Annotated in this window: 24 protein-coding genes and 1 other RNA gene; 8 read left to right on the top strand and 17 right to left on the bottom strand. The window is 65.8% G+C overall.

The features are described from left to right. Positions 1-85: 85 nt before the first annotated feature. From ACFFWD_RS06765 to ACFFWD_RS06740, 6 genes are all read right to left on the bottom strand, one after another. A complete protein-coding gene (locus ACFFWD_RS06765) occupies positions 86-1,552 on the bottom strand; it encodes a methyl-accepting chemotaxis protein (RefSeq protein ID WP_376962720.1) in 1,467 nt (488 codons plus the stop codon). 23 nt (positions 1,553-1,575) lie between these two features. Continuing rightward, positions 1,576-1,926: a hypothetical protein gene (locus ACFFWD_RS06760; RefSeq protein ID WP_376962718.1), complete on the bottom strand. Its 351-nt coding sequence runs from the start codon at positions 1,924-1,926 to the stop codon at positions 1,576-1,578. 75 nt (positions 1,927-2,001) lie between these two features. Further along, on the bottom strand, positions 2,002-2,499 hold the full coding sequence (locus tag ACFFWD_RS06755; RefSeq protein ID WP_376962717.1) for an Lrp/AsnC family transcriptional regulator: 498 nt from the start codon (positions 2,497-2,499) through the stop codon (positions 2,002-2,004). Positions 2,500-2,567: 68 nt separating this feature from the next. Next, a complete protein-coding gene (locus ACFFWD_RS06750) occupies positions 2,568-3,524 on the bottom strand; it encodes a sugar kinase (protein ID WP_376962715.1) in 957 nt (318 codons plus the stop codon). Positions 3,525-3,594: 70 nt separating this feature from the next. After that, a complete protein-coding gene (gene nudC / locus ACFFWD_RS06745; RefSeq protein WP_376962713.1) occupies positions 3,595-4,545 on the bottom strand; it encodes an NAD(+) diphosphatase in 951 nt (316 codons plus the stop codon). 6 nt (positions 4,546-4,551) lie between these two features. Next, on the bottom strand, positions 4,552-4,971 hold the full coding sequence (locus ACFFWD_RS06740) for an HIT domain-containing protein (protein WP_376962775.1): 420 nt from the start codon (positions 4,969-4,971) through the stop codon (positions 4,552-4,554). A 98-nt stretch (positions 4,972-5,069) separates the two neighbouring features. Between ACFFWD_RS06740 and ffs the strand changes: the two genes are divergently transcribed. The 5 genes from ffs (at position 5,070) to ACFFWD_RS06715 (ending at position 8,638) form a co-directional block, all read left to right on the top strand. Then, an RNA gene (gene ffs / locus ACFFWD_RS06735) (signal recognition particle sRNA small type) lies at positions 5,070-5,166 on the top strand. Positions 5,167-5,276: 110 nt separating this feature from the next. Continuing rightward, positions 5,277-7,118 (top strand): DNA polymerase III subunit gamma/tau, encoded by a 1,842-nt coding sequence (locus ACFFWD_RS06730; RefSeq protein ID WP_376962711.1) that lies wholly within the window; start codon positions 5,277-5,279, stop codon positions 7,116-7,118. Between the two features lie 21 nt (positions 7,119-7,139). Continuing rightward, positions 7,140-7,460 carry a YbaB/EbfC family nucleoid-associated protein gene (locus ACFFWD_RS06725; RefSeq protein WP_376962709.1) on the top strand — a complete coding sequence of 107 codons (321 nt, stop codon included), beginning with the start codon at positions 7,140-7,142 and terminating at the stop codon, positions 7,458-7,460. After that, the gene (gene recR, locus ACFFWD_RS06720; RefSeq protein WP_376962707.1) at positions 7,461-8,066 is read left to right on the top strand and encodes a recombination mediator RecR; all 606 of its coding nucleotides are present in this window, start codon (positions 7,461-7,463) and stop codon (positions 8,064-8,066) included. A 146-nt stretch (positions 8,067-8,212) separates the two neighbouring features. Beyond that, positions 8,213-8,638 carry a hypothetical protein gene (locus ACFFWD_RS06715; protein ID WP_376962705.1) on the top strand — a complete coding sequence of 142 codons (426 nt, stop codon included), beginning with the start codon at positions 8,213-8,215 and terminating at the stop codon, positions 8,636-8,638. A gap of 109 nt (positions 8,639-8,747) precedes the next feature. Here the strand turns inward: ACFFWD_RS06715 and ACFFWD_RS06710 are convergent, their stop codons facing one another. Both ACFFWD_RS06710 and ACFFWD_RS06705 read right to left on the bottom strand, forming a co-directional pair. Next, positions 8,748-10,124: an AmpG family muropeptide MFS transporter gene (locus tag ACFFWD_RS06710; protein ID WP_376962703.1), complete on the bottom strand. Its 1,377-nt coding sequence runs from the start codon at positions 10,122-10,124 to the stop codon at positions 8,748-8,750. Positions 10,125-10,223: 99 nt separating this feature from the next. Next, a complete protein-coding gene (locus tag ACFFWD_RS06705; protein ID WP_376962701.1) occupies positions 10,224-11,432 on the bottom strand; it encodes a DNA recombination protein RmuC in 1,209 nt (402 codons plus the stop codon). Between the two features lie 170 nt (positions 11,433-11,602). Between ACFFWD_RS06705 and def the strand changes: the two genes are divergently transcribed. The 3 genes from def to truA all read left to right on the top strand — a co-directional run bounded on the left by def (position 11,603) and on the right by truA (position 13,942). Further along, a complete protein-coding gene (gene def / locus ACFFWD_RS06700; RefSeq protein WP_376962699.1) occupies positions 11,603-12,130 on the top strand; it encodes a peptide deformylase in 528 nt (175 codons plus the stop codon). A gap of 139 nt (positions 12,131-12,269) precedes the next feature. Further along, positions 12,270-13,205 (top strand): methionyl-tRNA formyltransferase, encoded by a 936-nt coding sequence (fmt, locus tag ACFFWD_RS06695; protein ID WP_376962697.1) that lies wholly within the window; start codon positions 12,270-12,272, stop codon positions 13,203-13,205. Further along, positions 13,205-13,942, top strand: a complete 738-nt coding sequence (gene truA, locus ACFFWD_RS06690) for a tRNA pseudouridine(38-40) synthase TruA (protein WP_376962695.1) — start codon at positions 13,205-13,207, stop codon at positions 13,940-13,942. The genes fmt and truA overlap by 1 nt, the downstream gene beginning before the upstream one ends. Before the next feature lie 51 nt (positions 13,943-13,993). On the opposite strand, the gene dapE is transcribed toward truA, so the two are convergent. The 9 genes from dapE to argB form a co-directional block, all read right to left on the bottom strand. Next, positions 13,994-15,160, bottom strand: coding sequence for a succinyl-diaminopimelate desuccinylase (gene dapE / locus ACFFWD_RS06685; RefSeq protein WP_376962693.1), 1,167 nt, complete (start codon positions 15,158-15,160; stop codon positions 13,994-13,996). Continuing rightward, entirely contained in the window at positions 15,157-15,813 is a 657-nt protein-coding gene (locus tag ACFFWD_RS06680; protein WP_376962691.1) for a DUF805 domain-containing protein, read from the bottom strand. The genes dapE and ACFFWD_RS06680 overlap by 4 nt, the downstream gene beginning before the upstream one ends. A gap of 234 nt (positions 15,814-16,047) precedes the next feature. Next, positions 16,048-16,893, bottom strand: coding sequence for a 2,3,4,5-tetrahydropyridine-2,6-dicarboxylate N-succinyltransferase (dapD, locus tag ACFFWD_RS06675; protein ID WP_376962689.1), 846 nt, complete (start codon positions 16,891-16,893; stop codon positions 16,048-16,050). 126 nt (positions 16,894-17,019) lie between these two features. Beyond that, complete coding sequence (locus tag ACFFWD_RS06670; RefSeq protein ID WP_376962687.1) at positions 17,020-17,475, bottom strand: DUF302 domain-containing protein; 456 nt, start codon at positions 17,473-17,475, stop codon at positions 17,020-17,022. Between the two features lie 4 nt (positions 17,476-17,479). Continuing rightward, positions 17,480-17,836 (bottom strand): carboxymuconolactone decarboxylase family protein, encoded by a 357-nt coding sequence (locus tag ACFFWD_RS06665; RefSeq protein ID WP_376962773.1) that lies wholly within the window; start codon positions 17,834-17,836, stop codon positions 17,480-17,482. A 110-nt stretch (positions 17,837-17,946) separates the two neighbouring features. Beyond that, entirely contained in the window at positions 17,947-18,852 is a 906-nt protein-coding gene (locus tag ACFFWD_RS06660; RefSeq protein WP_376962686.1) for a LysR family transcriptional regulator, read from the bottom strand. 26 nt (positions 18,853-18,878) lie between these two features. After that, positions 18,879-19,571 (bottom strand): pyrimidine 5'-nucleotidase, encoded by a 693-nt coding sequence (locus ACFFWD_RS06655; RefSeq protein ID WP_376962684.1) that lies wholly within the window; start codon positions 19,569-19,571, stop codon positions 18,879-18,881. A 190-nt stretch (positions 19,572-19,761) separates the two neighbouring features. Next, positions 19,762-20,748: a DUF1036 domain-containing protein gene (locus ACFFWD_RS06650; RefSeq protein ID WP_376962771.1), complete on the bottom strand. Its 987-nt coding sequence runs from the start codon at positions 20,746-20,748 to the stop codon at positions 19,762-19,764. A gap of 86 nt (positions 20,749-20,834) precedes the next feature. Continuing rightward, on the bottom strand, positions 20,835-21,728 hold the full coding sequence (gene argB, locus ACFFWD_RS06645) for an acetylglutamate kinase (RefSeq protein ID WP_376962682.1): 894 nt from the start codon (positions 21,726-21,728) through the stop codon (positions 20,835-20,837). Positions 21,729-21,776: the final 48 nt, after the last annotated feature.

The following is a 21,776-nucleotide window of genomic DNA, read 5'->3' as shown; positions in this document are numbered from 1 at the left end:
AGTACGCCGCGGCCCGTCAGATGAAATTCAAACGTCTCTGGAATACTGATCGCCCGCCTTCGCGGGCGATGACAGTTGAGTAGGCTCACGCGGCCTGCAGCGAGCCGAGGAAGCTCTCGACTTCGGACTTCAGCCCCTCGGATTGCGCGGACAGGGCGTTCGCCGCGTCGAGCAGTTGCGCGCTTGCCTTGCCGGCTTCCTCGGACGACCGGCTGACGCTGAGAATGTTCGCGTTGACGTCGCGGGTTCGATCTGCGGCCTGTTGCAGATTGCCGGCAATCTCCCGCGTCGCCGCGCCCTGCTCGTCGACGGCAGCGGCGATCTCGCCGGAGATGCCGTCGATCTCGGCGATCGTGCCGCCGATCGCCGCGATCGCGCTGACGGCTTCGCCGGTGGCGCTTTGGATGTGCTGGATCTGCGCTGAAATTTCCTCGGTCGCCTTGGCGGTCTGATTGGCCAGCGCCTTGACCTCGCTCGCGACCACGGCGAATCCCCTGCCGTGCTCGCCGGCACGTGCCGCCTCGATCGCCGCATTCAGGGCCAACAGATTGGTCTGGCTCGCGATCTTCTGGATCAGCGTCACCACCTCGCCGATCTTCTGGGTGCCGGCGGCGAGACCTTCGACGACGGCGTTCGTGCGTCGCGCTTCGTCGGCGGCCTTGGCGGCGATCCGCGCCGAGCGTGTCACCTGCTCGGCGATGCTGTTGATGGAGGCGGTGAGTTCCTCGGTCGCGGATGCGACCGTCTCGACATTGGTTGACGCTTGCGTCGAAGCGGCCGCGGCCTCTGCGGTCTGCCGCGTGGTTTCTGCGTTGCTGTGGCTCATCGATGCCGAAAGGCCCTGCATCTTGCCGGCCGCGACCGCCACGGCCTCGACGACGTCGCTGATCTTGCGCTCGAAGCCCGCGGCGAGCGTGCGCCTTGACGCATCGCGCGCCTGCTTGGCCTGTTCGGCCGCGGCGCGGTCGGCATTGGCGCGCGCTTCGGCGGCGCTTGCGGCCTTGGCTTCCGCCGTCTTCTGCGCGGCAGCCGCGAACAGACGCGACAACGTGTGCGCGACCCAGATCAGGATACCCGCTTCGATCAGCAGGATGACAGCGTGCAGCACGACGCGGCCGAGGTCGGCGCCGCCGGGATACACCGCGGCGGGAAGCAGGAAATTCAGCGTCAGATGATGCAGCGCGACCGCCACCGTACCGGCGAGGATCGGCCGGTAATCGCAATAGGCGACCAGGAAGGCCAGCGCCGCGAAGAAGTACATGTGCATGTCGACCTGCCAGGGATGGCCGGCGCACTGGTAGACGAACATCGAGACGCCGCCCATCAGGGCGACGGCAAAGACGAGGCGGGTGGAAAGTCCATTGCCCGTCATGCGCCACGACAGCGTCGCGGAGAGCGCCATCGCGATCGTGAAGGCGGCAGGCAGCAGCCAGTCGGCGCCGCGCATCACGCCGATGATGACGGCGACAGGAACGTGCAACCAGAGCACCACGAGCAGAATTCTGCTGGCGGTGTCGCGCAGGCTTGTCAGTTCACCAGCTTCCGAGGTCATTCCCATTCCCCAGATCGTCTGCCTCAAGGATCGCTTGTCCCGATGCAGGCGGCGACCGCCCGCGGATCGATGGTCAGCCAGGCGCCTGCTTGACGTAGTCGCTTCAGCCCGTCCGCGTCATCGGGCCGTACCACGACAAGCGAGGGAACAGCCGTCAGCCGGACGATGTTGGCGTTGGCGGATGCCGCGGCCAGGAGCGCTTGCCTTGCGCTCCACCATGGTGGGAAGACGACGGCCACGACGTCGGTGTCGGCACGCACGCGCAGCGACAGCGCTGCGATCGCGATCCAGCTTGCGATCAGCAATGCCGCCGCGTTCAGCCATGCCGGCGATCGCGTTGGTGGGAGGTTTCCCGGCCCCATGATGAGCATCATGGTACATCCACGGGATGAACCGCGCGTAAATGTTCAGCCTAAGGTAGCGTTATGAGGTCATCACATGGGGTGATGTCATGCCGCCGGCACCGGCAACGCGGTCACCGACTTGATCTTCTCCATCGCGAAGCGCGAGGTGACGTTCTTCAGCGGCACGGCACTGATCAGCTTCTTGTAGAAGATATCATAGCTCGCCATGTCGGCGACCACGACGCGCAGCATGTAGTCGACGTCGCCGGCCATCCGGTAGAACTCCATCACCTCAGGCATGGCGCTGACGGCGTCGGCGAATTTGCGCAGCCAGGCGTCGGAATGGTCGTTGCTCTCGACCGAGACGAACACGGAAATTCCGAGCCCGATCTTGTTTTGGTCGACCAGCGCGACCCGGCGCAGGATCACGCCGTCGGCCTCCAGCCGCTGGATGCGCTTCCAGCACGGCGTCGACGACAGCCCGACCCGGTCGCCGATCTCGGCGACGGACAGGGAAGCGTCCTCCTGCAGCACGGTCAGGATCTTGCGGTCGATGGCGTCAAGGCGGCGGTTGTCGTGGATTTGGACTGCGACGTCGCTCATAGAAGAAAGTTCCATATGAAGGGTTGGTATCCCTCATATATAGAAAAATCTTCTCGCGCAAGCGGTTGCTAGCTGCTCCGGGCCGGCTGCGGATCGGCGTGCTGGTCCAAAAACTCTTCAACTTCAGGACGTTGCGGTGCGGCATAAGCACCCCCGAAGCGGGTGCATTTCAGCGCTGCGGCGGCTGAGGCAAAACGTAGCGCCTGCCGCAGTTCCTGCTTCTCGGTGATGGCGAGTGCAAACGCACCATGGAAAACGTCGCCGGCGCCGAGCGTGTCCACGGTATGGACCGGGAAGGCCGGGGTCTCCTCCAGCTCGCCCTTCTCGTTGAGCCAGATCGTGCCCTTCGGCCCACGCGTCCCTGCCAGGAAGGACGGGGTGAGCTTGGCAAGCTTCTGCAGCGCCTGGCCGTCATCGGTGACGTCGGCGGTCTCTTGCAACGGCTCGCTGGAGAACACGAGGTGGGAGGAGGCGGTCAAAAGCCCTTCGCGCATCGACATCGCGCGGTCGACATCGACGACCACGGGAATGCCGCGCCTGACCGCCTCGGCACACAGCTCGGTGCAGAACGGCGCGCAACGGCTCTCGGTCAGGATCGCCGCGCAGTCCTCGAGCAGCAGATCGGTCGGCGGCAGTTTGACCTTCCACAAATCCGGATCGCGGAACGTGACAATGGTCCGCTCGCCGCTTTCGTCGATCATGATGGCCGAGATCGGGGTGACGAGGCCCGGCATATGGATGAGGTGGTTGGTCTCGATGCCTTCCTGCCCGAGCTTGTCGAAGATATAGCGGCTCGAGGTTTCCCCGGCGTCACCCATCGGCCCGCAGATCGAGGCGCGTCCGCCCAGCCGCGCGATGCCGATGGCCGCGTTCAGCGCATTGCCGCCACAGATCTCGTCGACATGGGTGGCATTCTCCTTGGAGCCGCGCGCCGGAACATTGACGCGGAAGGTCAGGTCGCGCACCGGAAGGCCGATGCAGAGGATGCGGGGCGGGGTCTTCGGTGCACCGGTTTGAAAATTCATGCGGGGATCCGTTGCGCTGTCTGCCAGAACCTGTGTTCCGATTTAATCGGCAGAGCCATGTCCGGTTCCGCTATTTTCCGGAGGCGTCTCCATGATGCACCCATCGCCCGAGCAGATGATGGGCAATCGCGAACGGATGCGGCCCGGCGAGTCCCTCGGGGTGCTGCCGCTTCAGCATCAGCGTCGCCGCTTCGCGGTCGAACCAGCGGGCATCCTCGAGTTCGGCGCGGTCGACCACGATCTCCTCGTTGGTGGCGCGCGCCGTGCAGCCGATCATCAGCGATGACGGATAGGGCCAGGGCTGCGTCATGTAGTAGTTGACGTCGGTGCAGCGGATTCCGGATTCCTCGAAAATCTCGCGCCGCACCGCATCCTCGATGGTCTCCGCCGCCTCGACGAAGCCCGCGAGGCAGGAATACATGCCGGGCGGGAACTGCTTTTGCCGGCCGAGCAGCACCTTGTCGCCGTGGGTGACCAGCATGATCACGACCGGGTCGGTGCGCGGAAAGTGCTCGGCCTTGCAGCTCGGGCATTCGCGCTTCCAGCCGCCCTCCCTCATCGCGGTGCGTGCGCCGCAATTCGCGCAGAAACCGTGGCGCTGATGCCAGGTCACCATCGACTTTGCCATCGCGATCGCTGAAAGCTGCTCGGGCGGCACCACGCCCTGCATCGCCATGCCGCGCAATTCGGTCACGGTGACATCGCTGCGGCCGACCAGCTGCTCGGCGGCCTGAGGGGCGATGCCCATGCCGAAGACCGGCGCGCCGTCGCGCAAGCCTAAGAAGATCGTGCCGGGATTGGCGCCGAAGCCACGTGCCTCGTCGAGCGAGAGCAGCGCGCGGGCGCCGCCGTCCTCCTGCTTCACCACCAGCGAGTCGCGATAGATCACGTAGGCGCGGGCCTCGCGGTGACCTTCGAGGGCGAACAGCTTCTCGTCATTGGTGCGCAAATGCGCCGCGCGATCCAGGATGTGCGTGACGAAGGCCGGCTTCCCGAGCGGAAATGAATCGAATGCGGACATCTATGTTCAACCCAACCAGATCTTGCGGCGAAGCGCGCTGATGAAATTCTGCACTTCCTCGACGTCATGCGCCAGCGGCGGCATCACGCCCCAAACGGGACGCGGCCATGCAGCGTCGCTGGTCCGGCGGGCGATGACGTGGACGTGAAGCTGCGGGACCAGGTTGCCGAGGGCGGCGATATTGAGCTTGTCGCACTTGGTGATGTCTTTCAGGGCCCGGGCGACGCGGGACACCTCCGTCATCAGCTGCGCCTGCTCGACCTCGTCGAGGTCGATGATCTCGACCGCGCCGTCGCGCCGCGGCACCAGCAAAAGCCAGGGATAGTGCGCGTCCTTGATGACCAGCACCTTGCACAGCGGCAGGTCGCCGATGTCGATGGTGTCTTTCTTGAGCTGCGAATGCAGCGTCCAATTGGAGGCGGGCATGAGGGGCAAATAATGCCTTTCCATGTTCCCTTACAAGTCCCAGAAACCCCCTGTCAGGCCGCTTGCTTTCCGGCCCTTTTGGCCCCAAATAGGGACCGGGAGATTGGCGGTGGACGAGCCACTCGCCAACCGGGTCAGGTCCGGAAGGAAGCAGCCCTAACGAGGTCCGGATCGGGTCGCTCGTCAGTCTCCTACTCGTTTTTCCGAGCGAATCGCGTTGGAATGGCGGTCCCCGCGCCCGGCGCTTGATTTCGGCTCCTATCCGCACGCCGGCTGCCAAGAGAGATCAAGTTGCGGATCGACGCATGAACGACGCTGGCGCCCCTTCCCATCAGCCCGACGGCGCAAACCAGGGCGGGCTCGACCTTGGCGGGGTGCCGGATACGGCCAAGCCCTACCGCGTCCTTGCCCGCAAATACCGCCCCTCCAACTTCGAGGATTTGATCGGCCAGGAGGCCATGGTGCGCACCGTCTCGAATGCGTTCGAGACCGGGCGGATACCGCAGGCCTGGATCCTGACCGGCGTGCGCGGGGTCGGCAAGACCACGACCGCGCGCATCCTGGCGCGCGCCCTGAACTACGAGAAGCCGGACGGCTCGGTGCCGGGGCCGACCATCCACATGCCCGATCTCGGCGTGCACTGCCAGGCGATCATGGAAAGCCGGCACATGGATGTGCTGGAGATGGATGCCGCCTCCCACACCGGCGTCGACGATGTCCGCCAGATCAATGACAGCGTGCGCTACGCGCCGGCGAGCGCGCGCTACAAGGTCTACATCATCGACGAAGTCCACATGCTGTCGACCGCGGCCTTCAACGCGTTCCTGAAGACGCTGGAGGAGCCGCCGGAACACGCCAAGTTCGTGTTCGCCACCACCGAAATCCGCAAAGTCCCTGTCACGGTGCTGTCGCGCTGCCAGCGCTTCGATCTTCGCCGCGTGGAAGCCGACGTGCTGATGAAGCACCTCGGCAACATCGCCGCGAAAGAGGGCGTCGAGGTCGAGCCCGAGGCGCTCGGCATCATCGCCCGCGCCGCCGAAGGCTCGGTGCGCGATTCGCTGTCGCTGTTCGACCAGGCGATCGCGCATGCCGCGGGCTTGGTGAAGGCCGACGCGGTGCGGCAGATGCTCGGGCTCGCCGACCGCACCCGCGTCATCGATCTCTTCGATTCGCTGGCGCGCGGCGACATCGCCAGCGCCTTCGCCGAGTTCCGCGCGCAATACGACGTCGGTGCCGACCCGGTCGTAGTGCTGTCCGATCTCGCCGAGTTCGTCAATTTCGTCACCCGCGTGAAGGCGGTGCCCGCGACCGCGGACAATGTCGCGTTCGGCGAGACCGAGCGCGTGCGCGCGCGCGACTTCGCGGCGAAGCTGTCGTTTCGCGTGCTGTCACGGATGTGGCAGATGCTGTTCAAGGGCATCACCGAGGTGCAGATCGCGACGCGGCCCGCCGCGGCGGCGGAAATGGTGCTGGTGCGGATCGCCTATGTCGCCGACCTGCCGACGCCGGACGAGGTGATCCGGATGATCGAGCAGAATGGCGGCGGTGCCGCGCCGGCGGTGTCGGGCAGCGCCGCGCCGTCGCGCGGTGCGCCGAATTCGACCATGTCGGCGATGCCCGCAATGCCGGTCCGTGCGCCGCAGGCCGGTCCGCGCGCCGACCTCGCCATGCGGCCGCAAATGGCGGCGGCCGCCACCGACGCCAGCGCCGCGCCGGCGTTGCGGATCACGAGCTTTCCGCAGTTGATCGCGCTCGCCGGCGAGAAGCGCGATCTCATGACCAAGGGCGCGCTGGAGGCCGACGTGCGGCTGGTCCGCATCGAGGACGGCCAGCTCGAGATCGCGCTGGAGCCGAAGGCCTCGCGCGGCCTCGTCACCGATCTCTCGCGCAAGCTCGAGATGTGGACAGGGCGGCGCTGGACCGTCATCATCTCCAACGAAGCCGGCCAGCCCACGGTGCGGTCGCAGAACGAGTTGGCGCGCAGCGAGCACCAGCGTGCCGCCGAAGCCGATCCGCGCGTACAGGAGGTGCTGGCGCGCTTTCCCGGCACACGGGTTGTTGAGGTTCGCCGCCTTGCCGTCGAGCCGCCGGAGGCCGATGCTACGGGCGAAGACCCCATCGAGAGTTCTGACAGCGACGACGATTGATCTGGTTACGGGGACGCACACATGGCTGATTTTCTCGGCATGATGAAACAGGCAGCGCAGCTACAATCAAAGATGCAGGCGATGCAGGAAGAGCTCGGCCATGTCGAGGTCGAGGGCATCTCCGGCGGCGGCCTCGTCGCGGTGCGCATGACCGCGAAGATGGAAGTGAAGGGCGTCAAGATCGACCCGTCGCTGATGAAGCCGGAGGAGCGCGAAGTGCTGGAGGATCTACTGGTCACCGCGCATGGCGACGCGCGGCGCAAGGCGGAAGCTGCGATGCAGGAGAAGATGGCGGCGCTGACGGGCGGGCTCGGCCTGCCGCCGGGACTTGGTCTCACCTAAATGGCTGCAAGCGTTGCCGGCCCCGAGATTGAACGCCTGATCCAGTTGCTGGCGCGGCTGCCGGGCTTGGGCCCGCGCTCGGCGCGGCGCGCGGCGCTGCACCTGATCAAGAAGCGCGAAGCCTTGATGACGCCGCTGACGTCGGCGCTGCAGGTCGCGATCGAGAAAATCCAGGTCTGCAAGGCCTGCGGCAATATCGATACGCAAAATCCCTGCACGGTGTGCACCGATCCGCGCCGGGATCCCTCGATCATCGTGGTGGTCGCCGACGTCGCCGATCTCTGGGCGCTGGAACGCGCCAACGCGACCAACGGCCGTTACCATGTGCTCGGCGCAACGCTGTCGCCGCTCGACGGCGTCGGCCCGCAGGATCTCACCATCGATCAGCTGGTGGCGCGGGCGCATGCGCCTGAGGTCACCGAGATCATCCTCGCGCTCAATGCCACCGTCGACGGCCAGACCACGGCGCATTACATCACCGACCTCCTGTCGGAAGCCAATGTGCGGGTGACGCGGCTGGCGCATGGCGTGCCTGTCGGCGGCGAGCTTGATTATCTCGACGAAGGTACGCTATCGGCTGCCATGCGACAGCGGACGCTGTTCTAGGGCACGATCCGGAACCCGGACGGCCATGACCCCAAAGGCGGCCCCGAGGGCTCCGAAAAGGTCTTGCTAACACAATATGATAGGGTGGGCGGCGATTCGGGGACGGCGATCGCGCTCTGAACACTTCTGGTACGGAACCATTCGACATGACGAAACACCGATTCGGCGTACGCTTGGGCTTTGCGATTCTGGCGGCGGCACTGGCCGCGCCGTGCGCGATGGCGCAGCAGGCCGAGCCGTCGTCCAAGCCGGGCAAGCCGATCAATGCCGGCGACGTGCTGTCAGGGGAACTGAACGCCATGCGCGTCCGCGACGGCAAGAAGGGCAAGAAGGTTGCGACCTACCAGCTCACCAGCGAGCCGCGCCGCCTGCCGCCGCCGAACGGCCTCTGCAACCTCGAGACCGGCCCCGAAACCTTCCAGCTCGTCACCACCAGCGACGCTCAGGCCACGCAGCTCAAGAACCTTGTCGGCAAGGAAATCTCGGTGAAGGTCGACGAGGTCGCCTGCGCCCAGGATGTCGGCCAGATGAGCGAAGCCATCATCACCAAGTGGAGCGTGGTGACGAAGTAGCGAACCGTTGCTTGTAGCCCGGATGGAGCGAAGCGAAATCCGGGACAGTCGCGCAGCTGAGATATCTTCCCGGATTACTCTTCGCTTCATCCGGGCTACGGAACACGAGTTAGACCTTCACCGGTCCGATCTCGTCAAAATGACCGCGCCGCTGCAGCCAGCCGAGCAGGATCAGGCTCGGGATCGCGACCACAACGCAGATCACGAAGAACACCGGCCAACCTACCGCCTTCGCCACATAGCCCGCGCCCGATGACAGATAGGTGCGGCCGACGGCTGCAAGCGCGGTCAGCAGTGCATATTGGGTCGCGGTGTGCAGCGGGTTGCGGCACAGCGCCGAGAGATAGGCGACGAAGATCACGGTACCGATCGCGCTGGTGAAGTTCTCGCAGGTGATCGCGAGCGCCAGCGCCCACTGATTGACGCCGACCAGCGCCAGCCACGAGAACGACAAATTGGCGATCGCTTGCAGCACGCCGCCGATCCACAGGCTGGTCGCGAGCGAATAGCGCCGCGCGACGAAGCCGCCGGCAAAGCCGCCGATCAGGGTCGCGGCGAGCCCGACGCCCTTCACGATCGCCGCGTAGTCGACCTTGGAAAAGCCGATGTCGATCACGAACGGCGCGGTCATGGTGCCGGAAAACGCATCGGTGAACTTGAACAGCACCACGAAGGCGAGTGCGGCGAACGCATCCTTGCGGTTCAGAAATTCGGAGAATGCGCCAAGCGCGGCGTGAAGCACCCGTTCGGCCGCATTCCGCGCATGTGTCGCCGCCTCGGCCCCCTTCGATTGGGGCGGCTCGGTCGCGGCAAGCGCGGTGATGGTGCCGATCAGGATCAGCGCGGCCATCACCACATAGCCCCACATCCACGCCGATCCGCGGGCGAGGCCGGCCGATTCGAAGCCGCTGACGATGAACAGCGCGCCGGCGGTCGAGACCAGCATGCCGATGCGATAGGCGGCGACATAGGACGCCATGCCGGCGGCCTGCTCGCTCTCAGGCAGGCTCTCGACGCGGAAGGCGTCGACCACGATGTCCTGCGTCGACGAGGTCGTTGCGACGAGGAGCGCGGCGAAGGCGGCGTATCCCGGCGACCGAGCCGGGTCGGCCAGCGCCAGCACGAGGATCGCCGCGATCAAGAGGAGCTGCGAGAACACCAGCCAGCCACGGCGGCGCCCGCACGCCTGCGTGAACAGCGGCACATGTAACGCGTCGACCAGCGGCGCCCAGAGGAATTTCAGCGTGTAGGGCGTGCCGATCAGCGCCAGCAGCCCGATGGCGCCGAGATCAACTCCGGACTCCCGCATCCAGATCTGCAGGGTCGAGCCCGACAGCGCCAGCGGCAGGCCTGACGAGAAGCCAAGCAGCATCACGATCAGCACGCGCGGCTGCAGATAGACCGCAAGACTGTCGCGCCAGGAGGCGGACAGCGGTGCCGGTACCCTGTTGGCAGACCCGTTTGACGTGGCTTCAGGTGTGGTCATTCGTGAGTTGGTAGCAGATTCGGCCACAAAAAGACTCCCATCGCCCGGCTTTCAAGCCGGGCGATGACAGCGATTATGTGGCGAAATCAGCGCCTGAGACTACTCCCCCGCCTGCAGCTTGCGGGGGGCGGGGAACAGTTCGGGTGTCGTGCTCTTGACGAAGCGGGGAACTTCGACCGGAGCGTCGGACTTGCTGAAGTCGAGTTCCTCGATGCGGCCGGCGCGTTTCTCGATCTTGTCGGCGGAGATCAGGATCTGCCTGACGTCCTCGTTCACCTGGCCGAAATGGTTCTGCAGCTTGAGCACGCGGTCGCGCAGCCGCCCGAGATCGTCGCCGAGATGCATCACCTCGTTGCGGATCTGGTCGGCGGCGTCGCGGATGCGGGCGTCTTTGAGGATCTGCTGCATCACCTGGATCGCCAGCATCAACAGCGACGGCGACACCAGCACGACGCGGGCGCGATAGGCTTTCTGGATCACGTCGTCAAAGCCGTCATGGATTTCGGCATAGACCGATTCCGACGGCACGAACATCAGCGCGGTGTCCTGGGTCTCACCAGTGATCAGATATTTTTCGGCAATGTCGCTGACATGCTTCAGCACGTCGGCGCGCAGCCGCTGGCTGGCGAAGCGGCGTTCCTCGTCGCTGCGCGCATCATGCAGCGCGGTCATCGCCTCCAGCGGAAACTTCGCGTCGATGCAGAGCGGGCGCTGGTCGGGAAGGAAGACCACGCAGTCCGGTCGCTTGCCCGTCGTGAGCGTATACTGGAACTCGTAGGACCCCTTCGGCATCCCGTCCTGGACGATCGCCTCCATCCGCGCCTGGCCGAACGCGCCGCGCGATTGCTTGTTGGCAAGCACGTCGCGCAGCGTCGTCACCTGGGTGGTGAGGTCGGTGAGGTTCTTGTGCGCGTGATCGATGATGCCGAGCCGCTCGTGCAGCGCGCGCAGCGAGTCCATCGTGTTCCGCGTCGATTGCTCCATCGACCGGCCGACGCGGTGGGTCACCGAATCGAGCCGCTCGTTGACGGCGCGCGCCATCTCGACCTGGCGGCCGGCCAGCGCCTGCGCCATGGCATCGACGCGCCCCGAGGCCTCGCTCTGGGCGCGCAGCATGTCGGCGAGCCGTTCCTCAAGCTCGTCGGCGCGGATGGTCTGGGCCATGGCGAGTTCCGCGCCACGCCGGCTCGCCCGCGCGATCACGATCGCGATCACCAGCAGCAGGATGAGCGCGAGCGCGCCGAAGGCGATCAGCGCGTCGGAAACACGGAACGGCAGCTCGCCGAGCATGAAAAGAATCTCATTCATGCCGGCCTTTGTAGCCGATTCGCCGTCAGGCGCGAACGAAGAGGGAACATTTATGGCTAACCCGAGGTAAATTTTCGTGGTTAACGGGACGTCAAGAAACGTGGTTAACGCCGGCTTAACCGGTTCCGGTCCGCATTGACCCCCGGAGGTCCACGGCTTAAATCGCGCGCATGGCCATCAGAGAAATCATCATCCTGCCGGACAAGCAGTTGCGGCTGGTGTCGAAGCCTGTCGAGAAGGTGACGCCGGAGATCCGCAAGCTTGCCGACGACATGTTCGAGACCATGTATGACGCGCCCGGCATCGGGCTCGCGGCGATCCAGATCGCGCAGCCGCTGCGGCTGATCACCATGGACCTCGCCAAGCCCGACGAGAACGGCGAGACCACGCGGCAGCCGCGCGTGTTCATCAACCCGGAGATCATCTCGCATTCGGAAGAGACGTCGGTCTACGAAGAGGGCTGCCTCTCGATCCCCGAATATTACGAGGAGGTCGAGCGCCCGGCGCGGGTGCGCGTGCGCTATCTCGACCTCGACGGCAAGCTGCATGAAGAGGATGCCGATGGGCTCTACGCCACCTGCATCCAGCACGAGATCGATCACCTCAACGGCGTGCTGTTCGTGGACTATCTGTCGAAGCTGAAGCGCGACCGCGTGTTCAAGAAATTCGAGAAGGCCGCCAAGCGCGCGGCGGAGTAGCCGTTGCCGCTTCCCCAGACGCGTCATGGCCGGGCTTGACCCGGCCATCCACGTCTTGCTTCGCTGGTACCAAAGACGTGGATGCCCGGGTCAAGTCCGGGCATGACGGAGAACTCCAACTCCTGCCGAGCCCGACCTCATGCCTCTCCGTCTGATCTTCATGGGCACGCCCGATTTCGCGGTGCCGACGCTTCTGGAGCTCGTGGCCCACGGCCATGAGGTCGTGGCCGTCTACACCCGCGCGCCGAAGCCGGGCGGACGGCGTGGCCTGCAATTGCAGCCGACGCCGGTCGAGCAGGAAGCGCGGCGGCTCGGCATTCCCGTGCTGACGCCGAAGACGCTGAAAACGCCGGAAGCGCTCGACGAACTTCGCGCGCACGAGGCGGATGCCGCCGTCGTCGTCGCCTATGGCATGATCCTGCCGCAGGCAATCCTCGATGCGCCGAAGCTCGGCTGCTTCAACCTGCATGCTTCGCTGCTGCCGCGCTGGCGCGGCGCGGCTCCGATCAACCGCGCCATCATGGCGGGCGATGCCGAGAGCGGCGTGATGGTGATGAAGATGGACGTCGGCCTCGATACCGGCGACGTCGCGATGGTCGAACGGCTCGCGATCTCGGACAATATGACGGCATCCGACCTGCACGATGCGCTGGCGCCGCTTGGCGCCGACCTGATGGTGCGCGCGATGGGTGCGCTGGAGCGCGGCGGATTGCAGCTCAAAAGGCAGAGCGAGGACGGCGTCACCTACGCCGCCAAGATCGAGAAGGCCGAGGCACGGATCGACTGGAGCAAGCCGGCGCATGCGGTGCTGCGCCACATCCATGGGCTCTCGCCGTTCCCCGGCGCCTGGTGCGAACTCGCCGGCGAGGGTGAGCCGGTGCGCCTGAAGATCCTGCGCTGTGAGCTTGCCAAGGGCGCAGGCGCGCCGGGCGACGTGCTCGACGACAATTTCGCGATCGCCTGCGGCGAGGGCGCGATCCGGATCCTCGAATTGCAGCGCGCCGGCAAGGCGCCGATGAAGGCGGCGGATTTCCTGCGCGGCACGCCGCTAAAGCCGCCTGCACGACTCGCCTGATGCCCCGCTACAAGCTCACCATCGAATATGACGGCACGCCGTTCTCCGGCTGGCAGATCCAGGACACCGCGCCGACCGTGCAGGGTGCGCTGGAAGCCGCGGTCAAGGCGATCTGCGGCGAGGACGTTCGCGTCCATGGCGCGGGCCGCACCGATGCCGGCGTGCACGCGCGGGGCCAGGTCGCGCATTGCGACATCGCGAAGCATTTTCCGCGGGGCCGCTTGCGCGACGGGCTGAACGCACATCTGCGCCCGAATCCGATCGGCGTGCTCGCCGCTGATATCGTGCCTGATGATTTCGAGGCGCGCTTCTCGGCTGTGAAGCGGCACTATCTCTATCGCATCGTCAACACGCGCGCGAACCTCGCGCTCGACATCGGGCGCGTCTGGCGGGTACCGCGCGCGCTCGATGCGGGCGCGATGCATGCGGCCGCGCAGCGGCTGCTCGGCAAGCACGATTTCACGACCTTCCGCGATACCGAGTGCCAGGCGAAGTCGCCGGAGAAGACGCTCGACCAGCTCGATGTCACGCGCGACGGCGATGCCGTGAACATCGTGACCTCGGCGCGCTCGTTCCTGCACAGCCAGGTGCGCTCGATGGTGGGCTCGCTGGTCTGGGTCGGCGAGGGCCGCTGGAGCGCTGACGATCTCGCCGCCGCGCTCGCCGCCCGCAACCGCGCCGCCTGCGGCCCGGTCGCGCCGCCGGAAGGGCTGTATCTGATGCGGGTGGATTATTGACGCCTCAGTCCACCGTCATACCCCGCGCAGGCGGACGATGATCACCGAACACTACCCGAAATACCGGTCTAGCACGCCGCGATAGATCTTCGTCAGCTTCTCGAGGTCGGACACCGGCGTGCGCTCGTCGACCTGATGCATGGTCTGGCCGACCAGGCCGAACTCGATCACCGGGCAATAGGTCGAGATGAAGCGTGCGTCCGACGTGCCGCCCGAGGTCGAGAGCTCCGGCCTGCGGCCGGTCACCTCCTCGATTGCCGAGACGGCGAGGTCGGTGAACGGGCCCGGCTTGGTGACGAACACGTTGGAGTTCGACGGCTCCCAGACGATGCGGGCGCGGATGCGGTTGCCGCAGGCTGTTGCGAGGCGCGCGTCGACGAGCTGCCGCAGGCTCTCCTGGGTGTGGTTGTCGTTGTAGCGGATGTTGAATTTTGCCCGCGCTTGGCCGGGGATCACGTTGCTCGCGGTGTTGCCGACGTCGACCGAGGTGAATTCGAGGTTACTGGCCTGGAATTGCGCGCTGCCATGATCGAGCGGCTCATCGCTCAGCGCTGTGATCAGCCGCGAGATGTCGGGCACCGGGTTCGATGCGCGGTGCGGGTAGGCGACGTGGCCCTGCACGCCATCGACATAGAGCGTACCGGATTGCGAGCCGCGGCGCCCGATCTTGATCATGTCGCCGAGCACCTCGACATTCGAGGGCTCGCCCAGCACGCAATGATCAAACCTCTCGCCGCGCTCGGCGCACCATTTCAGGAGCTTGATGGTGCCGTTGACGGAGATGTCTTCCTCGTCGCCGGTGATCAGGAACGAGATCGATCCCTTGCCGTCCTTTTGCGGCTTGCCGCCATTGTCCTTCAGATATTGCAGCACCGCGGCGACGCTGCAGGCGATGCCGCCCTTCATGTCGACCGCGCCGCGGCCATAGAGATAGCCGTCCTTCACCTCGCCGGAGAACGCGCCCAGCGTCCAGGCCGTTTCATCGCCTGCTGGCACCACATCGGTATGTCCGGCGAAGGTGATGTGCCGCGCATCACTGCCGATGCGGGCATAGAGGTTATCGATATCGGCGGTGCCGGGCTCGGAGAACGTCACGCGATGGACGTCGAAGCCGGCTTCCTTCAGCAGGTTTTCGAGCACGCCGAGTGCGCCGGCGTCGGCGGGCGTTACCGACGGGCAGCGGACGAGATCGCGGGTGATGGAAACGGCATCGGTCATGCCCCTCGCTTAACATGCATGCCCGGCGGCGGGCTAGCGCTGTGCGGCACCATTTCGATCTCGCGCTCCTGGTCCCAGCCCTGCGTGGAGCGCGGCCTGACGTCGCGGTCGCTGCGCGGGCGCATCTGGTGCTTGCCGAGCGGATTGGGCCCGAACAGGTTGCTTGCGCGGCTGCCTTTGAGGCAGGCCAGTTCGACAAAGGCCCAGATCGGCAGCACGGCCGCGGCAAGGGCGAACGGGAGCACGACGTAGGAATCGGGAAGCCGGCCCTGGAAATGGCTGTAGAGGCCGGGATAGACAAAGAACGGCACCATCCACCATCCGCTCCTGTGACGGTCGTGCAGCCGCTTGATCGAGGTCGCGAGGAAGATCCAGAGCAGGACCGGCGTTCCAATCACCTGAACGAAGATCGGGATAATGTCCGCGCGCGTCGGCATGTGGAACGTCGCGGGGTCCAGGAGGGCGAAGATCGCATCGGTGCCGAAATGGATCGAGGCGGGGGCCGGCAGGTAGCCGTTCGCCATCAGCAGCAGGCAGAGATAGACGATCCATCCGATCAGGAGCATCCAGCCGGCGAGGACGAGCGCCGATAGCCAGTATTTGGCTCGGTTGATCCGGCCCTTGAAGCCGAACAGATACCAGGTCCAGTCCATGCGCGACCTCCGGGCGGCCGGTGCCATCAGGAGATTGGTCGTTCTGGAGGCGCGGTGGGTTCGATTCCTAGTTCCGTCATCCCCGCGCAACGGCTTTGCCGTTGTCGCTGGAGGAGCGCGCTCTTGCGCGCGTCTCGAAGGATGCACGGCCGAGAGCCGGGCCGTCGTGCTTCGAGACGGCCGCTTTCGCGGCCTCCTCAGCATGACGGGAATTAGGGGCTCGGTGGAGGCGGATCAGTCCCGCAGCAGCTCGTTGATGCTGGTCTTGGCGCGGGTGCGCTCGTCGACGCGCTTGACGATCACGGCGCAGGCGGTGTTCGGGCCAGGCTGGCCGTTCTTCAGCGGCTTGCCGGGCAGCGTGCCGGGCACGACGACGGAATATTCCGGGACCTCGCCGATGAAGGTCTCACCGGTCTCGCGGTCGACGATCTTGGTTGAAGCGCCGAGGAACACGCCCATCGCCAGCACCGCGCCCTTGCGCACGATCACGCCCTCGGCGACCTCCGAGCGCGCGCCGATAAAGCAATCGTCCTCGACGATCACGGGCTCGGCCTGCAGCGGCTCCAGCACGCCGCCGATGCCGACGCCGCCGGAGATGTGCACGCGCTTGCCGATCTGGGCGCAGGAGCCGACGGTCGACCAGGTATCGATCATGGTCGCTTCATCGACATAGGCGCCGAGATTGACGAAGGAGGGCATCAGCACGACGTTCTTGGCGATGAAGGCCGAGCGGCGGACGATCGCGCCGGGCACCGCGCGAAAGCCGGCATCGCGGAAACGGTTCTCGCCCCAGCCCTCGAACTTGGAGGGCACCTTGTCCCACCACGACGCCTTGCCCGGGCCGCCGGGAATCTGGCCCATGTCGTTGAGACGGAACGACAGCAGCACTGCCTTCTTCAGCCACTGATTGACCTTCCACTTGCCGCTCGCCTCGCGCTCGGCGACGCGCGCTTCGCCCTTGTCGAGCAGCTCGAGTGCATGATCGACGGCCTCGCGGACCTCGCCCTTGGTCGATGTCGAAATGCCGTCGCGAGCGTCGAAGGCGGCGTTGACGGTGGATTCGAGGGCGGACAGGGACATTTGGCGATCCTTGGGCAGAATTTGCGGGGGATTTGGATCGCTTTTTCGGGATTTGGGGCGGGAGAGTCAAGAACGCTGTCGGCCATGTCCCGGGGCGTTTGGATGCGCCCGGGACATGGCGGACTGTTATTTTGACGGGGCCTTCGGATCGATGCTGGCGGCGATATCCTCACAGATGCCGGCGAGCTCGTTGCCGAGCTCGGTCAGATCGGGCGAGCCGTAGCGCGCGAACGCCTGGCGCGGGTCGATCCATCGCAGCTCGGTCTTGCCGTCGGGAAAGCCGATCACGGCGAATTTCAGCGGCGCCTCCAGCAGCGCCGCGGTGTCCGCGGCCAACAGGCGCGACATCAGCCGCGGATGGAAGAACAGCACCTGGCGCGCGGGACCGATCGCGTAACCGCCGCGATTGAGCAGCATCTGCGGGTTGATCTCGTGCAGCACCCAGAGATCGGCGGCAGCGATGGCCTGCTTCAGGCGGACCACCACATCCTCTGTCGTCAGCGATGTGGTGACCGACCGTTGAAAGGAGGCCGCGGCCGGGCCGCACGCGGAGAACGCAACGGGCTGCAATGTATCCGTCATCGGATCAGCCTTCGCTCGGCTTCGGCGCCCGGCTCGCATCGAACGCCTCGAGCGTTCGCGCGGAGTAGACCAGCGACGCGCCGGCGCCGATCGCGATCGCAACACCGAGCGCCTCCGCCAGCTCCTCGCGGCTTGCACCGTGACGCGCCGCAGCGTCCGCATGAACCGCGATACAGCCGTCACAGCGGGCGGTTACGGCGGCGGCCAGCGCGATCAACTCGCGCGTCTTGTCGTCGAGCTGGCCGGTTTGACTGCCTGCCGCGCTCAGTCCGCGATAGCCCTTCAATGTCTCGGGGCTCAGCGTGCCGATGTCGCCGATCCGTGCCAAGGGGTCGTTCCGGTAGGCCTTCCAATCCATCATCATCGTCTTTCTCCTCGAACAGCGTGGGTCGTTCGGGGTCGAGATAGATGCGCTGATGTCGCCAAGCCATCGGCTACCGGCGTATGCCCCCCATACGGCGAGCCTAAGCGTCAGGCGAAGGGATGAAATTCGCCGACGATGAAGTCGACCAGGTTGCGGACGCGCGGGAGCTTGCCGCTGTCGCGATGAAATCCGAGCCACACTTCGCGGCTCGGGACCGGTGTCGGCGTCTCGATCGCGCGAAGCCCGGGATAGGCCGAGGCAAGGTGAATAGGGAGGCACACCAGGCCCATGCCGGCGGCGGCCGCCGCCGCCTGGCCGTCGCGGCTGTTGCTGCGGAATCCGATATGCGTCTGGGGCAGGTGGCGCCGCAACCACTTGGTCTCCGCAACGCCGTCGGCGAGCGCCGCATTCATGGTGATCAGCGCAGCCCCCGCGCCGCCGCGCGAAAAATCAGGCTTCCCCTTTGCCTTGAGGTAGGCCGCGGCGGCGTAAAGGGCGAACGGGATGTTGCCGATCTTGCGCTGCATCAGGCCGTCCTGCTGGAAGCGGCCGAAGCGCAAGGCGACGTCGACCTCGCGCCGCGTCAGGCTCAGCGCCTCGGCGTCTGTGACAAGCTCGATCGTGACGGCCGGGTGAACCGCGCAGAACTTCGCCAGCAGCGGCGACAGCACCCGTGCTCCCAGCCATTCGGCCGAGGTCACGCGGACGGTTCCGGTGAGACCGGCGCTGCTGCCGACCGCGATCCGCTGCGCGGCGAGCGCCGCGTCTTCCATCCTTTCGGCATGATCGAGAATCTGCCGTCCGGTTTCGGTGAGCGCGAGGCCGGATGGCAGGCGCTGGAACAGGACCGCGCCAAGCTTCTTTTCGAACTGCTCGAGCCGTCGGCTCATCGTCGGCTGCGTCGTGCCGAGCTTCCGCGCCGCCGCCGACAGGCTCTTCTCGCGAACCAGGCTCAGGAAATAGCGCAGATCGTCCCATTCGATCGCGGGCAAATCTGTGGGCGTTTGCGGCACGGTCGCTCCTGCGTCGCGGCGAGGGCTCAGCCAGTGGCGAGCTTCTGCAAGAACCCCGTCAGATCATCAGTGACATGATCGACGTAAGCGGCGTCGCGGCCTTCCAGCTCCCAGTCCTCGCGCACCACCTCCTGGCTGCCGTCGGGCACGACAAGCACGGTGGTCATGCCGAGCTGATGCGGCACCACCAGGTTGCGCGCGAGGTCTTCGAACATCGTGGCCCTGGTCGGGTCGACGTCGTGCAGCGTCAAGAACTTCTGGTAGGTCTGCGGCGCCGGCTTCGGCTCGAGATCGGCGGCGATGATGTCGAACACCCCTTCGAAGTGTTCACCGATGCCGAGCCGGCCGAGCACGGCATCGACATGGTCGGTCGAGCCGTTGGTCAGGATCAGCTTGCGCCCCGGGAGCCGTGCAATCGCCGCCCCCATCGCCGGGTTCGGCTCGAGCGGCGAGTGGTCGATCTTGTGCACATAGGCGAGGTAGTCGTCGGCACGCACGCCGTGCTCGGTCATCATGCCGCGCATGGTGGTGCCGTAGCGCAGGTAATAGTCCTTCTGGATCCGCCGCGCTTCCTCCGGCGAGACCTTCAGCCAGCTGCTGACGAACTCGCCGATCCGCGCATCGACCTGCTGCCACAGATTGACGTGGTGCGGGTACAGCGTGTTGTCGAGGTCGAACACCCAGGTGTCGACATGATCGAAGCTGCGGGGAGTTTTCATGGCGCCTCTCCACCCGTCTGCGCAAGTGTCACCGGCCCCTCCGCCGTCGTCCTGGCGAAAGCCAGGACCCATACCGCGGAATCTATCAATGAGGCACGATCGTCGTCGTTCTTCGCCAAACGCAACCCTGTGGCTATGGGTCCTGGCTTTCGCCAGGACGACAGTGATGTATGTGGCGCCGCTCTCGTCATCACGGCACCGCAAAGCGCAGCGTTTTGCCGCCGCTGGTCATGTCGACCGGCGCGAAGCCGATCGCGGCGAGGCCGCGGGTGGCGCAGTCGCCCTGGTCGTTGATCTCGAACTTGCTCTCGCGGGTGCAAAGCTGGGTCGCGCCGCCCCAGTTCAGCGGCTTGTCCTTGATCTTGATGGTGCGATTGTCGCCATCGACCGCCTCCGCAAAGGAGAAGATCTGCTTTGGCTGCCCCGCGACGTCGGGATGCAGGCACTTGCCGGGGTCGATGCGGTACCAGCCGCGGCTGGTCACCGACTTGCCGTCGTCGGTTGCGACCGCGGCCATGACCTTATGCGGCGTGTCGTTGCACCAGGTGATCCCCGACGAGGACGGCTTCTGCACGGCGTCGACCATGGTGGCGAAGAAATTCGGCGACTGCATCGCGTCGTTCGAAAGCCCGCGGCTCTTGAGGAACGCCGACAGCGCGGCCTGCGTCTTCGGCCCGTCGACGCCGTCGATCGGCGCGGCATCGTAGCCGGCGATCACCAGCAGGCGCTGGATGCCGGCGAACCGCGCCTGCTCGTCGTCATATTCCGAATCCTCGGCGAGATAGGCGACGAGGTTGCCGTCGTCGGTCTGGGTCGGTGTGATCTGGGTGAACTGCGCCGGTGCCTGGCCGGAGCGGCACTGGCGCGCCGCCGCGATCACGAAATTCTCCTCCGCGACGCAGAGCGTGTCGGTGCCGCTCTGCGGGATCGGCGATGAGCCGTAGACGCTGAGCGCGTGCGCGTTCAGCAGCACGCGATCGGCGGTCAGCGCGCCCTGCACGACCACGCGGCAGGTGGCGGGATCGATCCTGAACCAGCCGCGCGTCGCGGTCGCGGCCTTGTCGTCGATGCCGATCGCGGCCTGGACGACATAGCTCATGCGATTGCAGATCTTCAGATCGGCGTGGGCCGGCGCCGACGAGAACAGCACCGACACACTGGCCGCCGGCAGCGCCATCAGGAGCCGCACCAGCGGCGGTCTGCGGGGCCCTCTGGCCCAGAGCCTGGCGATGACGGCCTTCATTCGCGCTGCCGCGTCTCGCATCACTTGTGGATCAGCGTGCCCGTGCCCTGGTTGGTGAAGAGTTCCAGCAGCACGGCGTGCTGCATCTTGCCGTCGATGATCACGACACCCTGCACGCCCTGTTCGAGCGCGTAGATGCAGGTCTCGACCTTCGGGATCATGCCGCCCGAAATCGTGCCGTCGGCGATCAGCTTGCGGGCGTCCTTGATCGACAGATCCGGAATCAGCTTCTTGGACTTGTCGAGCACGCCGGGCACGTCGGTCAGCAGCAGCAGGCGCTTTGCCTTCAGCGCGCCTGCGATCGCGCCGGCAAAGGTGTCGGCATTGACGTTCAGGGTCTGTCCGTCCTGCGAGGTCGCCAGCGGCGCCAGCACCGGGATCAGCTCGTAGCCGATCAGCTGGTTGAGCAAAGTGAGATCGACCTTCTCGGGATCGCCGACGAAGCCGAGGTCGATCGCCTTCTCGATGTTGGAATCCGGGTCGACCATGGTGCGCGTCGTCTTCGACGCCTTCACCATGTTGCCGTCCTTGCCGGAGAGGCCAACGGCCTTGCCGCCGGCCTCGTTGATGTAGCCGACCAGCTGCTTGTTGACCGAGCCCGCCAGCACCATCTCGACGATTTCGATCGTCGCGGCATCGGTGATGCGCAGGCCGGCCGCGAATTCCGACTGGATGCCGAGGCGCTTGAGCATGGTCGCGATCTGCGGCCCGCCGCCGTGCACGACCACCGGATTGATCGCGGTCTGCTCGAGCAGCACGATGTCGCGCGCGAACGCCTTCGCGGTGTCCTCGGCGCCCATGGCGTGGCCGCCATATTTGATGACGATGGTTTCTTCGTCATATTCCTGCATATGCGGCAGCGCCTCGGACAGGATACGGGCCTGATCGAGCGGGCTGATCTGCTGGTCGGTCATGGGGCGGGTCTCGTCATCAGCGGAGGGTCGGGCGGGGTTCTATCTGAT

It is taken from the genome of Bradyrhizobium erythrophlei (assembly GCF_042430365.1).
In the GTDB taxonomy this organism is placed as follows: Bacteria; Pseudomonadota; Alphaproteobacteria; order Rhizobiales; family Xanthobacteraceae; genus Bradyrhizobium; species Bradyrhizobium erythrophlei.
This window is presented reverse-complemented; position numbering and strand designations above follow the sequence as displayed.